Origin of the sequence: Helicobacter pylori, assembly GCF_011175115.1 — a bacterium.
Taxonomy (GTDB): Bacteria; Campylobacterota; Campylobacteria; order Campylobacterales; family Helicobacteraceae; genus Helicobacter; species Helicobacter pylori_DF.
In genome coordinates this window covers 561,291-575,905 of record NZ_SHOW01000001.1, presented here as the reverse complement: position 1 = coordinate 575,905, position 14,615 = coordinate 561,291, and the positions used below count along the sequence as shown (strand labels likewise).

General features: G+C 40.3%; 10 protein-coding genes and 1 pseudogene. 7 read left to right on the top strand and 4 right to left on the bottom strand.

The window, feature by feature from the left end:
* Window positions 1-70: 70 nt before the first annotated feature.
* The 3 genes and pseudogenes from EXS92_RS02745 to EXS92_RS02735 all read right to left on the bottom strand — a co-directional run bounded on the left by EXS92_RS02745 (window position 71) and on the right by EXS92_RS02735 (window position 5,346).
* Window positions 71-2,596 (bottom strand): TonB-dependent receptor family protein, encoded by a 2,526-nt coding sequence (locus tag EXS92_RS02745; RefSeq protein WP_165508212.1) that lies wholly within the window; start codon window positions 2,594-2,596, stop codon window positions 71-73.
* 342 nt (window positions 2,597-2,938) lie between these two features.
* A complete protein-coding gene (rocF, locus tag EXS92_RS02740) occupies window positions 2,939-3,907 on the bottom strand; it encodes an arginase (protein WP_165515471.1) in 969 nt (322 codons plus the stop codon).
* Between the two features lie 12 nt (window positions 3,908-3,919).
* Window positions 3,920-5,346 (bottom strand): annotated as a pseudogene (locus EXS92_RS02735) (amino acid permease).
* A gap of 200 nt (window positions 5,347-5,546) precedes the next feature.
* Between EXS92_RS02735 and EXS92_RS02730 the strand changes: the two are divergent.
* The 4 genes from EXS92_RS02730 to EXS92_RS08175 all read left to right on the top strand — a co-directional run bounded on the left by EXS92_RS02730 (window position 5,547) and on the right by EXS92_RS08175 (window position 9,932).
* Window positions 5,547-6,689, top strand: a complete 1,143-nt coding sequence (locus tag EXS92_RS02730; protein WP_165515470.1) for an alanine dehydrogenase — start codon at window positions 5,547-5,549, stop codon at window positions 6,687-6,689.
* Window positions 6,690-6,958: 269 nt separating this feature from the next.
* Entirely contained in the window at window positions 6,959-8,056 is a 1,098-nt protein-coding gene (locus tag EXS92_RS02725) for an NAD(P)-dependent alcohol dehydrogenase (RefSeq protein ID WP_165515469.1), read from the top strand.
* Window positions 8,057-8,194: 138 nt separating this feature from the next.
* Entirely contained in the window at window positions 8,195-9,562 is a 1,368-nt protein-coding gene (locus EXS92_RS02720) for a DUF262 domain-containing protein (protein ID WP_425251217.1), read from the top strand.
* Window positions 9,563-9,566: 4 nt separating this feature from the next.
* Window positions 9,567-9,932 carry an HNH endonuclease family protein gene (locus EXS92_RS08175; RefSeq protein WP_425251216.1) on the top strand — a complete coding sequence of 122 codons (366 nt, stop codon included), beginning with the start codon at window positions 9,567-9,569 and terminating at the stop codon, window positions 9,930-9,932.
* A gap of 10 nt (window positions 9,933-9,942) precedes the next feature.
* Here the strand turns inward: EXS92_RS08175 and EXS92_RS02715 are convergent, their stop codons facing one another.
* Window positions 9,943-10,671 carry an outer membrane protein gene (locus tag EXS92_RS02715; RefSeq protein WP_165515468.1) on the bottom strand — a complete coding sequence of 243 codons (729 nt, stop codon included), beginning with the start codon at window positions 10,669-10,671 and terminating at the stop codon, window positions 9,943-9,945.
* Window positions 10,672-10,855: 184 nt separating this feature from the next.
* On the opposite strand from EXS92_RS02715, the gene EXS92_RS02710 reads away from it, so the two are divergent.
* The 3 genes from EXS92_RS02710 to EXS92_RS02700 are packed head-to-tail and all read left to right on the top strand — an operon-like array spanning window position 10,856 to window position 14,601.
* On the top strand, window positions 10,856-11,710 hold the full coding sequence (locus EXS92_RS02710) for an NAD(+)/NADH kinase (protein WP_165515467.1): 855 nt from the start codon (window positions 10,856-10,858) through the stop codon (window positions 11,708-11,710).
* Window positions 11,711-11,722: 12 nt separating this feature from the next.
* On the top strand, window positions 11,723-13,297 hold the full coding sequence (locus EXS92_RS02705) for a DNA repair protein RecN (RefSeq protein WP_165515466.1): 1,575 nt from the start codon (window positions 11,723-11,725) through the stop codon (window positions 13,295-13,297).
* Window positions 13,294-14,601 carry an NFACT family protein gene (locus EXS92_RS02700; protein WP_165515465.1) on the top strand — a complete coding sequence of 436 codons (1,308 nt, stop codon included), beginning with the start codon at window positions 13,294-13,296 and terminating at the stop codon, window positions 14,599-14,601. Before EXS92_RS02705 ends, EXS92_RS02700 begins: the two co-directional genes overlap by 4 nt.
* The last annotated feature ends 14 nt before the right edge of the window (window positions 14,602-14,615 follow it).

Here is a 14,615-nt window from a genome sequence, read left to right as displayed (position 1 = left end):
GTGGAACCGCTAATCGGCTAATTTGAGCGGCTCATCATAGTGCAATAACCCCCCCTCCTTTTTAAAGCCTTTAGAAAGTGTAGTTCAAATACGCTGTAACTGATCTTCCAGGTGCAGGTTGCAAGCCTGCAGGGCTAGAGCCAATCCCAGTGAAGTAATACTTCATGTTGAAGATGTTATTGATTTGCAAGCTTCCTGTAACTCTGTGTCGTCCGTTTTCCCAGAAAATTTGGCTCACTTGGATATTCCACACCCAATACCAAGGCAAGAGCCCTTCATGTTGGGTCATACACCAAGCTTCGCATTGATAACCGCTATTAAGAACGCTTTCATAGTTGTTCCCCCCACTATAATATTGCATCCCATAATAGCCTCCTGCTGCGCTGTTGCTAATCCCGCTATAAGCGCGGCTATAAAAATAGCTAGAAATACCAATGGTGGTTTTACGCCAATTGTAACGAGCGTCAAGAATGAACTGGAAAGGGCTTACAAAAGGGAAATGCTTGTTATAGCTAGTCCCTTTTAGCACATCCCCGTTCAAGTCGGTTAAAGGGCCATGGCTAGTTACACGAGTGTCAATGTAGTTGAAAGCGGCATGGAATTGCAACCCTCTAATAGGCCTGTAATACAATTCTAGCTCCACGCCTTGAGAATAGCCATTAATGGGGCGCACATTACCTTTCATGGGGCCGCTTGTATAGACTGAATACTGCCCGGTGGCAAAATCGCGCGCCCAAATCCTAAAGTAGTCCGCATTGAAGCTAAATTTATCCTTATAGGTGTAGCGCGCTCCTGCTTCCACAGTGTCAAAGTGTTGGGTAAAATACTCCGCTCCTCCATAGCTCAAAACATCTAATTGAGGCGGGACAAAAGAGCGTTGGTAGTTAAAGTAGGTAAGCACATTGTGATCGCCTTGCACAGGGATAAAGCCAATGTTGGTTGAGGGCATCCAATTGTTCATGTGCTTGATTTTTCTTAAATCCTTCTCAGGGATTTGCGCCCAATTAGCCGCATTTTCGTTGTTGTATTGCACAAAAGCGTAGCGCAAACCAGGCACAATAAAAAAGCGCCCGTCCCAAGCTTCAATGCGATCGCTCAAATAAACCGCTGTGTAATTGTTACGCCAGTTATTCCAGTTTCTATAAACGCCATGCTTGATGTGAGGTTTCCAACCGCTCATCACATTAGGGCCCTCACACAAGAAGCCTGCCCCCTCACCGCTCGTTTTGGTGGCGCATTCATTGGTGTTTAAGTATTGGCGTTGTAAAAAAGTGGTGGTCATGAAACGCAAGCCCATGATAAAGGTTTGCTTGACTTTCCCGGTATTGACGATCAAATTCACTTTAGGCTCAAAAGCGTTGTTGATGGAGCGCACAGGGTTTTCTACTTCTGCCCAACCATTGTAGTTGGTGGCATAATAAGGCACAGCCAAGTTATACCCTGCCGGAAGTCCTGCCGCCCTACATGCCACTTCGCTAAAACAAGTAACCATGTTAGCGCTATTGTAGCTAGAGCTTACCTGAAAGTCCCTAGTCATCAACTGCCCATAGTAAGTGAAGCTGAAAGTCCCGCCCACTCTGTCTAAATCCCCGAAGCGGTTTTCATACACAGCCCCAAAGCGTTGTGAGCGCCCGCCTTTTTGGTTGAGAGGGCGTAGATTAGCGAAGCGGTTTATTTTGTAATCTTGCTCGCTGAGTGATCCCGGTTGGGCGATAGCAAAATCGTAGTATTGGTAATAGGCTTTAATCCCGTTGTTTTCATTGATGTCATAGACCCCATCTAGCCAATAGTTTGAAATATTAGAGGGGCTATTGTCCCTAAAGCCTTGTCCTCTAACCCAGTTAGCTTGCGCTTGGATACCCACATGCTTATTGATCATCCCTCCGCTCCTCACATAAGTGTTATAGAGGAGATTGTTGCCTAAAGACTTGATGAAAGAAGGATCGCCGGTTTTATCAGGGGGAGCGGCAAACCCGGCGTTTCTAGCCTTAGCCCAATAAGTGATCCTTTCAGCCGCTTGGTTTTCCCATTGATTAGGGATAGGCTTAGTGATGATATTGACAATACCCCCATAAGTGTTAGGCCCATATTGCACGCTGCCTCCACCTTTGATCACATCAATGCGATCAATGGCTTGAAAGGTAACGGGGAAAATGTCTAGCTCAATGTGAGCGTAGGGGGCCATATAAACAGGAATACCATTAACTAACATAAGCGTCGCATCGCTATGCCCTGAACCCCCAGCCCCAAAGCCACGGATTTGGATAGTAGGCATAGCCCCTACACCTGTCGCGTTCCTAATTTGCAGACCTGGGACATTCTGTAAAGCTTCTTCAATGCTTTGGTTAGCTTGTTGGGTGAGCGCTTTATTAGAGATCACCGTGCGGCTTCCTGTGTATTTTTTCACTTCTTCATCTTGCCAACTCTTAGGCGCGGTGATCCCGCTATAACCCAAATTGACCTGCCCAGAATAATCAGATTTATCCTTTTTCCCGGCAGTAGAAACCTTGCCCAAAGTGTAATCTTTTTCCTTAGCGAACAAAGACTCTTGACAAATCAAACTAGCAGTTAAAGCCAACAGAACTTTTTTATGCAACGTCAACTCCTTGCGTTTTAAGAGATTAAAATGGTAAATTATTTAAGTTTTTTAAGTATAGTTGTACAAAAGCAAATAGCGGTCGTAGGTAATAAAAACAAAAAAAACTTAATAACATGCAGAATTTTGTCATAAAATTCTTAAATTTTTATCAATCCCGTGAAAATCTTTTTTTTTTTTGATTTCGCTCGGTTTTAGTAGAAAATACCCATTTTTGACACACAATGAGCTTGCGTGCGTTCTCAAAACACACAAGACATTCTTTGACGCTAAAAGCGGTTTAACTTTCCATCTAAACACAGCCCCTTTTTTCAACTTTTTATCGTTTGGTTTGAAAAGCGATCAGCGACTCATTGCAAAAGATCGCCTCTCATCTTTAATTTTACAGCGCTTGATGATGAGATCCAAGATTTCCAAAACCTGCTTTTCTTCTTCGTTATTGTGTTTAGCACTCACCGTGGGGTTGTATTCGGTTACCTCAACCGCCCCTAATCGGTCTTTAAAACTTTCTAAAAGCAAGCCCAGTAATTGCTTGAGCTCATCAAAACTCAGCCCGTTATTTTCACGCACGCCGGTAGAAGTGAAAAGCTTGCCATCCATAATGTCTAAATCCAAGCTAAGGTAAATAATATCCACCGCTTTTAATGATTCTTTGGTTTTTTGAACCACTTCTTGCATGTTTTCTCTTATCGCACCCACGCTAAATAAGGGGATTTCTAATTCCTTAATCACATCTCTTTCGCTCTGTTCGGTGCTTCTTACCCCAAAATACACCAAACATTTAGGATCAATTTCTAACCCTCCCTTTTCTAACCCCAAAGAGCAAAGCTTTTGCCATGCCTTTTCTTCGCTCTCGCTCATGCGATTAACCCCGCTACGGACACGATTTAAAACCATGCCTAAAGGCATGCCGTGAATGTGCTTTGTATCGCTGTCATAAGCCGTATGAATATCCGCATGCGCGTCTAAATACAAAATCCCTATTTTTTTGTCTTTATGAACGCTCCTAAAGGCTTGGAAAATCCCAAACATGTTCGCATGCTCTGAGCTTAAAATCAAAGGGAATTCTTTTTTCTTAAACACTTCTTTCATGCAAGGGATCAGATTTTCTTTACAAAAAAGGTAGTAATCTTCAAAATTCTTAGCGTATCTAAACTCTTTATAAAGCACGCACCGCTCTTGAGTGATCGTTTGCATGCCTTTAATCACATCGCCATGCGTTGCACTCAAAACCTCTCTCAAACGCCTAACCCCTTTATCGGTACCTCTTTTTGACGCTCCTAACTCCGCTTCTAATCCTACTAAAATCATTTTATTGCTCCTTTAAATTCCTTTTTCTTGCTGATAGCCCCATTTGTCCTTACTCAAATAATACGCTCCATAGCAAAGCCCCATAAACACTAGCGTAAGATACCCTCCAATGCGTTCATTCGCATCCATATACGCCCCTATAAGCCCCACCAAGCACCCGCTGATGCCAATAATTTGGATCAAGGGATTAAGGGGGGCTTTATAAGGCAGATCTTTTAAGGATTTCCCCAAAGCCAGATACTCTTTCCTGAAGCGGTATTGCGCTACGCTGATGCTGATCCATACAATAATCACCATAAAACTCACCACATTGATCAAGCTTGCCATGATTTTTTCTGGCGCAAACGCTTCGGTGAGCATGCCAATAAGTGTAACCCCTAAAGATAAATATAAAGCATAAGTGGGCGTTCCAGAGGCGTTAAGTTTAGCAAAAAGGGGGAAAAACATCTTTTTTTGACTTAAACCATAAATCATTCTCCCTGAAGCGTATAGCCCAGAATTAGCGGTGGATAAAATCGCAGTGACAATGACAAAATTCATAATATCTGCCGCATAAGGGATACCCACGCCCAAAAAGGGTAAGGGGATTTTTTCTAAAGCGCTCACAAAAGGGCTTTGCGTCAAACCGCTATCCGTCATGGGTAAAAACACCGATACCACAAACACCGCCCCTAAAAAGAAAAACACGATCCGCCATAAAGTCGCCTTAATCGCTTTAGGCATGACTTTTTTCGCGTCTTTAGTTTCTCCTGCTGCAACGCCGATAATCTCTGTGCCTGTGTAAGCAAAAATCACCGCTAAAATCGCCCCAAAGAACGCCCCCACTCCTTTAGGGAAAAAGCCTTTTTCTAGCCCTTGAGTCTCCCCATTAAAATAGAAATTAGCAAACACGCCTTCAAATCCATGCAAATAAAACGAATAGACAATGCCAATGCACCCAAGCACAATAAACACAAAGACCGCTAAAACCTTAATGGTGCTGAGCAAAAATTCGCCTGTGGCAAAAATTTTAACCGAAAAGAAATTCAATAGAAATAAAAGCGCAATGCATGCGATGACCCACACATACACAGGAACAGTCGGGAACCATCGTTGCATAAGCAAGCCTATGGCGATGTATTCCACGGCCACGGTTAAAACCCAGCTCAGCCAATACATCCAAAAGACCATATACCCGGTGCTTGGGTTAATGAAACGGCTCGCATAATCCCCAAAACTCCCTGTGGTGGGATACACGCTCGCTAATTCTCCTAAAGATAAAACAATAGAATAGACAATAATCCCTCCAATCAAATACGCTAAAAGCGTGGCTAAAGGGCCTGCGCTAGCGATATTCCCCCTGTGCCTACAAAAAGCCCGGTGCCAATCGTCCCCCCTAAAGCGATCATCATCAATTGGTTGAAGCCAATGTCCCTGCTTAAGGTTGTGTTGTCTTTCATAAACGCATCCTTTAATCGTTAAGTGAATTCTATTTTAAATCCCAACCAACGATTACAAAATAAATAATAAGAAAATAACAAACAAAATTGACTTTATTGTGTAAAAGAGTAAAACCATTCAAATTTTTGACAGAAAAACGCTCAAATAGTCTTATTGAGCGAATATAATCATAACTGACACTACTATTTAAAGGATTAACATGACTATTGGGCTAGTCAAAGAAAGCATGGATTTGGAATCCCGAGTGGCTTTAGTGCCTGATGATGTGGCGCTAATCGTTCAAAAGGGCGTGGAGGTTTTAGTTGAAAATAGCGCCGGCACTAATAGCGGTTATAGTAACGAAGCGTATGAAAGCGTGGGGGCTAAAATCGTGGATTCTAAAACGGCGTGGGGGCAGGATTTGGTGGTCAAATGCAAAGAGCCTTTAGAGCATGAATACCCTTTGTTAAAAGAAAAAGCGACGCTGTTTAGTTATTTGGATTTAGCGTATCAAAAAAGCTTGTGCGAAATGTTTATTAATAAAAAAATCACTTCCATTTGCACTGAAACCATTGCCGGGCCTAAAAACGACTACCCTATTTTAGCGCCTATGAGCGTGGTGGCTGGGAGGTTGGCTGCGCATTTAATCCAGCATTATTTATTGGCTTTAGAGCATGTTAAGGGGTTTATGGGTAAGGGGGTCATGCTTGGGGGGTTATCGGGAGCGCAAAGGGCTAAAATCGTCGTAGTTGGGGGCGGTGTGGTTGGCATGGAGAGCGCGAAAGTCTTAAGCCAAATGGGGGCTAAAGTAACGATTTTAGAATTAGACTACGCTAAATTGCAAAACCACCCCTATTACCATTTGTATGATTTAGAAGTTTTAAGCGTGAATGAAGCCAATATCATTCAGGCTTTAAATGGGGCAGTGGGGCTAGTGGGAGCGGTGCTAGTTACAGCGAGCCAAACCCCTAAAGTGATCTTAAGAAGGCATTTAAAATACATGCAAAAACAAGGGGTAGTGATAGATGTGGCTTGCGATTTAGGGGGGTGCATAGAGACCATACACCAGACAAGCCATTCTAACCCGGTGTATGTGGAAGAGGATTTGTTGCATTATGGCGTGCCGAACATGCCAGGGATTGCCGCTAAAACAAGCTCTGTAGCTTATAGCCATGCGAGCGTGCCGTATTTGTTGTATTATTTAGAGCATGGCTTGAAGGGTTTTTTAAAAGCCAACACTAAAATCGTGGCGAACACCCTTGGAGGCTTGAGCGCTTATAACGGCTATATCACTCAAGAAGGCATCGCTAAGGCGTTCAATCTAGCGTTCAAATCGCCTTTAGAGGTTTTAAAGGAGCTTTAAAAAAATAAGCTTTAGCAAGGGTTTTAAAGGCCGCTTTAGGGTAAAGGTTTTCCTTTAGCTTAAGAAAGCTTTAAGCATAAATCCCTTAAAATCTTTCCACATTTAGCCTTTAATAGTTTTTGTTAAATTTTTGACGGTTACAGAAACACACAAACACTCTTCTTTTGAACCTGTTTGACGGTTACAGAAACACACAAAAATCCTTTTTTTCCTTGTTGTTAAAACTACAAATAAGACTGAATGATACTTTGATGTTTTAAGGAGTTTTTATGCATAACGCTTGCAATTGTAACAGCCAACGAGTGCCTTTTAAAGGTTTTGTGATAGACAGCAAAGACGGGAAATTCCACGAATGGGAGCATAGCCGCCATGCCATGGGCGAATACGATGTTGTCATTGACACCCATTTTTCAGGAATTTGTCATACGGATATTCACTTCGCTCATAGCGATTGGTTGCCTGGAATTTATCCTATGGTGCCTGGGCATGAGATTGCTGGGGTAGTGAGCGCGGTTGGCTCTAAAGTAACGAAGTTTAAAGTAGGCGATCACGCTGGAGTGGGCTGTATGGTAAATTCTTGCGGTGAGTGTCATACTTGTAAGCATGAACACCAAGAACAATGGTGCGAAAACAACAAAACCATTTACACTTACAGCTGGGAAGATTCTTTCCACAATAATAAGCCTACTTATGGCGGGTATTCTAACAATATCGTGGTGAGCGAAAACTTTGTGATTTCTATCCCTAAAGAAGCCCCATTAGACAAGGCAGCCCCCTTGCTTTGCGCGGGCATCACCGTGTATTCGCCTTTAAAATTTTCTAAAGTTACTAAAGGCTCTAAAGTGGGTATCGCTGGTTTTGGCGGGTTGGGGCATATGGCTTTAAAATACGCCGTGGCTATGGGAGCGCAAGTGAGCGTGTTCGCAAGGAACGACAAGAAAAAACAAATGGCTCAAAAACTAGGCGCGACTAACTTTTATACAAGCGTGGAAGAATGCAAAGAAAAATTTGATCTAATCGTTTCTAGCATTCCCACGCAATATGACTTGCTCGCCTACACGAAATTATTAAAATATGGCGGTGAAGTGGCGATCGTGGGTATCCCCCCAAAAGATCCGCAAAGGAATTTGGATTTTGGCGATTTGGTGCTGTTTTCAGGCAATCATAAGGTTTATGGCTCTTGGATTGGGGGCGTGAAAGAAACCCAAGAAATGATGGATTTTTCCGTCAAGCATGGCATTTACCCTGAGATTGAGCTAGTTACCGGTCAAGAAATTGATGCGACTTGGGATAAACTCTTAAACGGGCAAGGGAATTTCCGCTATGTGATTGATATGAAAAAATCCATGGAAAATTTTAAGAAATAAACCCCAAAAACCCCTAAATTAGGGGTTCTTTCTGTCTATTCTAACAAAAACCATGCGTTTTAATGCATAGAAATATTTCAAAAAAAAAAAAACACTTTTTAATGTTATAATCTATCCTAAATTATACAAGGGGTTTTTATGGCAAAAATTGACAGCAACGATCTCAACCTGAGAGATATTTTAAAAGACGAACTCTACTATCAAATCCCTATCTACCAACGCCCTTATCAATGGACAGAAGAAAACTGCGAAAAGCTTTTAGACGATTTGTTTTTTAATTATGAAGATGACAGAGAAAGCGATTATTTTTGCGGCTCATTAGTTTTAATTCTAATCAGCGAAGATTCTAAAAAAGCCAAAACCTATGATATTGTAGATGGCCAGCAACGCTTAAGCACTTTCATTCTGCTGGCAAAAGTTTTATCCGATCTTTATAATGATTGTTTAGACCCTAAGAATTTAGAACATTTACAAGAGGGTTGGAAAGATAGGCATACAGAAAGAAAACGACTGAGTTTTAACACTATAGGGTCTAACGCTGAATATGATTTTCAAGATGCATTAGATTTTTTTGATGACCCTCATCATGTAAGTAAAAATGATGAAAACAATTACTTAAAAAATGCGGTTTGTTTAAAAAACTATCTCAGGAAAAAAGAGATTGAAGACATTAACGATTTCATTGAGTGGCTGTATCTTAGGGTCGTCTTTATCACCATCACTTGCCCTGATGCAGACAAAGCGTTAAGGATTTTTAATGTTTTAAACGCTAGAGGTTTGGCTTTGAATGCGACGGATATTTTTAAGGGAGAATTGTTAAAACACGCTAAAGAGCATGAGCGAGAAGAATTTGTGTCTCATTGGAATGATTTAAGCCAAAAATGTTCAGATAATGATTTAAAAATAGAAACCTTATTCAGCTGGTATTTAACCTATCTCAATCCGGTAACTTCTAAAGAAAAAATGGAAAAAAGGCTCGTTACTTGGTTTAACAAGCTTAACAAAACCCCATTAGAATACCTTAAGGGCGTAGAAGATTTTTACAACGCTTATGGTGAGATGTTAGGAATGCAAGACCGACACGCTTACTTGCTCTCGTATAAAGATGATGATTATTTGCGTGTTATTTTGTGCACCAGTTTGTTACACCGCTATAGCGATCAAGACATAGAGGCTTTAAAGGAGTTGTTGGTCAAGTTTTACTACCAAGATTGGGTTGCAGGGCAGACAAGATCCACACGCAGCCAAACTTGTTGCAATATCATTGATGCCTTGAAAGAAAAGAAAAGCGTAAGATACATCGCTTCTATTGTTGTAAAAAAATATTTAGATGATAAAAATATCACGCAACGCTTTAAGGACAATCTAAAAGACAGCAACTTATACACGAAATTCTACTGCACTGGTAAAACGGCTAAAAAAAATTCATGGGTCAAACCCATTCTCATTTTAGTGGAATATTTCATGAGCGATAACGCCAACCCCGCTTATATTAAAAATGGATGACGATTTGCATGTTGAACGCATTTTGCCCCAAAACCCCGATCCTTCAAGCCAATGGGTGAAAGACTTTAGCGAAGAAGAAAGAGGATTATACACGCATTCTTTAGCCAACCTCACGCTTTTAGGGGGCAAGAAAAACACCAAAGCTTTAAGCCAAGTTTTAAACCAAGATTTCAAAGAGAAAAAAGAAATCTATATGGGACACGCTGTCAAGCTAGGTAAGGACAAGCGAGGTAGGGAAGAAACTTTTAAGGTGATGACTTGTTATAAGATGACCATAGATGTTGCGCAATACACAGAATGGACGCCCAAAAGCTTAGAAAAAAGAAAAGAAGAACTGATTAAAATCATTGAGAGCGTGCTTGAGCTCTAGGGACGCGCCCCTAGAAAGTGAACACGTAATTCACATACCATGAATACACGCGCCTAAACCCTATATCCAAATTTTTAGCGGTGATATAGGGGTTTTTCTTTAACATGGGGAATTTCACGCCCGCTTCAATGCTGGAATGCTTTAAGATCCTTAAGCGAGCCCCCACATTGAATAAAAATTGGAAAGAAGTGGCTTTTTTACTCACAAGGGCTTGTTCCACTAAAATGCCCTCAAAGCTCGGTGTCGCCATAAGCCATGAATTGCCGGCTAATTGCACCCCACCAAAAGCCCCCAAACTCATGATGCCGTTATTGATGACATTAACCATCACATCCATAGCCCCCCCATAAGTGAGCATGTTTGGTTCAAAGGTTTTGGGAGCGGCGAGACTCGTTAAACGATTGATTTCCTGTTTCCCAAGAATTTGACCCGCCAATTGCGCCACTTCGCTGTTATAATTAGGATTTTTAAGCCTAATAGAATTGGCATGGGCGTAGTCAAAAAACCCATAAGCACGCAAGCCAAAGTATTTCCCAAAGAAAAACTGATACCCTAAAAGCGCGTCAAAGCCCTTGATAGTAGCGTTAGTGGCTTGTTTTTGAGAATTAATATCCGCATGCATTTGGGCTTGCCCTTGCAAATAACCCGCCCCTAAAAAAACGCCATTGCCATCCATGGCTAATAGCGCGTTCATAGAAACAATCAAAGCTAACAAAGATTGAGAAAAAAATTTTTTCATGTGTGATTCCTTAACATGATGTTTACATTCTTAAAAAGAATACCCAAAAAATAATTAAAAAAGTTTAAAAAATGAAACATTAACCACAATAAAAACTTTTAAGAGTTTTACATAAGATGATAAAAAAGCGGCTAAAACCCTCTTTTTTAAAATTTTGTTTCAAGCTTTAAGCTACAATATACGCATGAAAGATTCACATCAAACTATCGGCGTGTTTGTGCGGCCTACCCATTATCAAAACCCCCTTTTTAAGGAGCTAGAGCAGGCTAAAGAATGGGTTTTAAAGCTTTTAGAAGATGAGGGGTTTGAAAGCTTTATGGTTGATAGCCTTGATGGGGCAAAAGATGAACGATTGATAGAAAAAGCTGATGCGTTTTTGTGTTTAGGGGGCGATGGCACGATTTTAGGGGCGTTAAGAATGACGCATTCTTACAATAAGCCATGTTTTGGGGTGAGAATTGGGAATTTAGGGTTTTTGAGCGCGGTTGAATTGAACGACTTGAAAGATTTCTTACAAGATCTCAAGCAAGATAGGATCAAATTAGAAGAGCATCTGGCTTTAGAGGGCCGTATTGGAAAAATCTCTTTTTATGCGATCAATGAAATCGTGATCGCTAAAAAAAAAGCTTTAGGGGTTTTAGACATCAAAGCGTGTGCAGGCCATACGCCCTTTAACACCTATAAAGGCGATGGGCTTATCATTGCCACGCCCCTAGGCTCAACCGCTTATAATTTGAGCGCTCATGGGCCGATTGTGCATGCTTTAAGCCAGAGCTATATTTTAACGCCCTTGTGCGATTTTTCTTTAACGCAACGCCCTTTAGTGTTAGGAGCGGAATTTTGTTTGAATTTTTGTGCTCATGAAGACGCTCTTGTGGTCATTGATGGGCAAGCCACCTATGATTTAAAAGCCAACCAACCCCTATACATTCAAAAAAGCCCCACGACCACCAAGCTCTTACAAAAAAATTCAAGGGATTATTTTAAAGTGCTTAAAGAAAAGCTCTTATGGGGGGAAAGCCCTAGCAAAAAAAGATAAAGAGGGTAAAACATGCGAGATTTTAATAACGCTCAAATCACACGCTTAAAAGTGCGTCAAAACGCTGTTTTTGAAAAATTGGATTTGGAGTTTAAAGACGGCTTGAGCGCGATTAGTGGGGCTAGTGGGGTGGGAAAAAGCGTTCTTATTGCGAGCCTTTTAGGGGCGTTTGGGCTTAAAGAGAGCAACGCTTCAAACATTGAAGTAGAATTGATCGCGCCTTTTTTAGACACGGAAGAATACGGCATTTTTAGAGAAGATAACCACGAACCTTTAGTCATCAGCGTGATTAAAAAAGAAAAAACGCGCTATTTTTTAAACCAAACAAGCCTGTCTAAAAACACGCTCAAAGCGTTATTAAAAGGTTTGATCAAACGCTTATCTAACGATAGATTCAGCCAGAATGAACTCAATGATATTTTAATGCTTTCCTTACTAGATGGCTATATTAAAAACGAAAACAAGGCGTTTAGCCCCCTTTTAGGCGTGCTTGAAGAAAAATTCACCCGCTTAGAAAAGCTAGAAAAAGAAAGGCGGTTATTAGAGGATAAAAAGCGTTTCCAAAAGGATTTAGAAGAACGATTGAATTTTGAAAAAATGAAATTAGAGAGGCTGGATTTAAAAGAAGACGAATACGAACGCCTTTTAGAGCAAAAAAAATTGCTCTCCAGTAAGGAAAAATTGAACGATAAGATCGCTCTGGCGTTAGAGGTGCTAGAAAATACCCATAAAATCACGCATGCTTTAGAGAGCGTGGGCCATAGCGCTGAATTTTTAAAAAGCGCTTTGTTAGAAGCGAGCGCTCTGTTGGAAAAAGAGCAGGCTAAATTAGAAGAGTGCGAGCGTTTGGATATTGAAAAAGTGCTAGAAAGGCTTGGCATGCTGAGTGGGATCATTAAGGATTACGGGAGCATTGCACATGCTAAAGAACGATTAGGGCATGTTAAAAACGAATTGCATAACCTAAAAGAAATTGACCATTATTGCGAAACTTACCACAAAGAAATAGAGCGATTGAAAGCCGAATGCTTGAAATTGTGCGAAGAAATAAGCGGCTTTAGAAAAGAGTATTTAGCCGGTTTTAACGCTCTTTTAAGCGTTAAGGCTAAAGATTTGCTCCTAAAAAGCCCTAGTTTGATCTTAGAAGAAGCCCCCATGAGCGAAAAAGGCACTCAAAAACTCGTTTTACATTTACAAAATTCCCAATTAGAAACTTTAAGCTCTGGAGAATACAGCCGTTTGAGGCTGGCGTTCATGCTTTTAGAAATGGAGTTTTTAAAGGATTTTAAAGGCGTGTTGGTGTTAGATGAAATGGATTCCAATTTGAGCGGCGAAGAGAGTTTAGCGGTCTCTAAAGCCCTTGAAACCTTGAGCAGCCATTCACAAATCTTTGCCATTTCGCACCAAGTCCATATCCCAGCCGTTGCTAAAAACCACATTTTAGTCTTCAAAGAAAACCACAAAAGCCTTGCAAAAACCCTTAATAACGAAGAAAGGGTTTTAGAAATCGCGCGCATGATAGGGGGGAGCGAAAACATAGAGAGCGCGATCTCTTTCGCTAAGGAAAAATTAAAGGCGCAAGAATGAAATTTTTTCTTTTAAAGAAATTCAGCGAATTTTTAAACGCTCAAACGCATTTTAACCTCAAACGCTTGAATGCATCTGGTTTTTTATTGGAAACTTTTTCTAAAGACAAACACGCCTTTGTTGTAGATTTGAATGCGCCTTATATTGGTTTGTCAAAAAAACCCCCAGAGAGCGTTTTAAAAAACACCCTAGCGTTAGATTTTTGTTTGAATAAATTCACTAAAAACGCCAAAATCTTACAAGCAAACATCATTGATAACGATCGGATTTTAGAAATCACAGGCGCTAAAGATTTGGCTTATAAGAGTGAAAATTTTATTTTGCGTTTAGAAATGATCCCTAAAAAAGCCAATCTCATGATTTTAGATAAAGAAAAATGCGTGATAGAGGCCTTTCGTTTTAATGACAGGGTCGCTAAAAACGATATTTTAGGGGCATTGCCTCCTAATATTTACGAGCATCAAGAAGAGAATTTGGATTTTAAGGGATTGTTAGAAATTTTAGAAAAAGATTTTTTATTTTACCAACACAAAGAATTAGAACACAAAAAAAATCAAATCATCAAGCGATTAAACGCCCAAAAAGAACGCTTGAAAGAAAAATTAGAAAAATTAGAAGATCCTAAAAATTTACAATTGGAAGCGAAAGAATTGCAAACTCAAGCCTCATTGTTGCTCACTTACCAGCATTTAATCCATAAGCATGAAAGTCGCGTGGTTTTAAAGGATTTTGAAGATAAAGAATGCGCAATTGAAATTGATAAGAGCATGCCCTTAAACGCTTTTATCAATAAAAAATTCACTCTCAGCAAAAAAAAGAAACAAAAATCGCAATTCTTGTATTTAGAAGAAGAGAATCTAAAAGAAAAAATCGCCTTCAAAGAAAATCAAATCAACTATGTTAAAGGAGCGCAAGAAGAAAGCGTTTTAGAAATGTTTATTCCCTTTAAAAATTCTAAAATCAAACGCCCGATGAGCGGGTATGAAGTGCTGTATTATAAGGATTTTAAAATCGGTTTAGGGAAAAACCAAAAAGAAAATATCAAACTCTTACAAGACGCAAGGGCGAATGATTTATGGATGCATGTGCGAGATATTCCTGGATCGCATTTGATCGTTTTTTGCCAAAAGAACACGCCTAAAGATGAGGTCATTATGGAATTAGCCAAAATGTTGATTAAAATGCAAAAAGATGTGTTTAATAGTTACGAAATTGACTACACGCAACGAAAATTTGTCAAAATCATCAAAGGAGCTAATGTCATTTACTCAAAATACCGAACTATTAGTCTAAAGGACACTTAAACACTTAAGGAGGT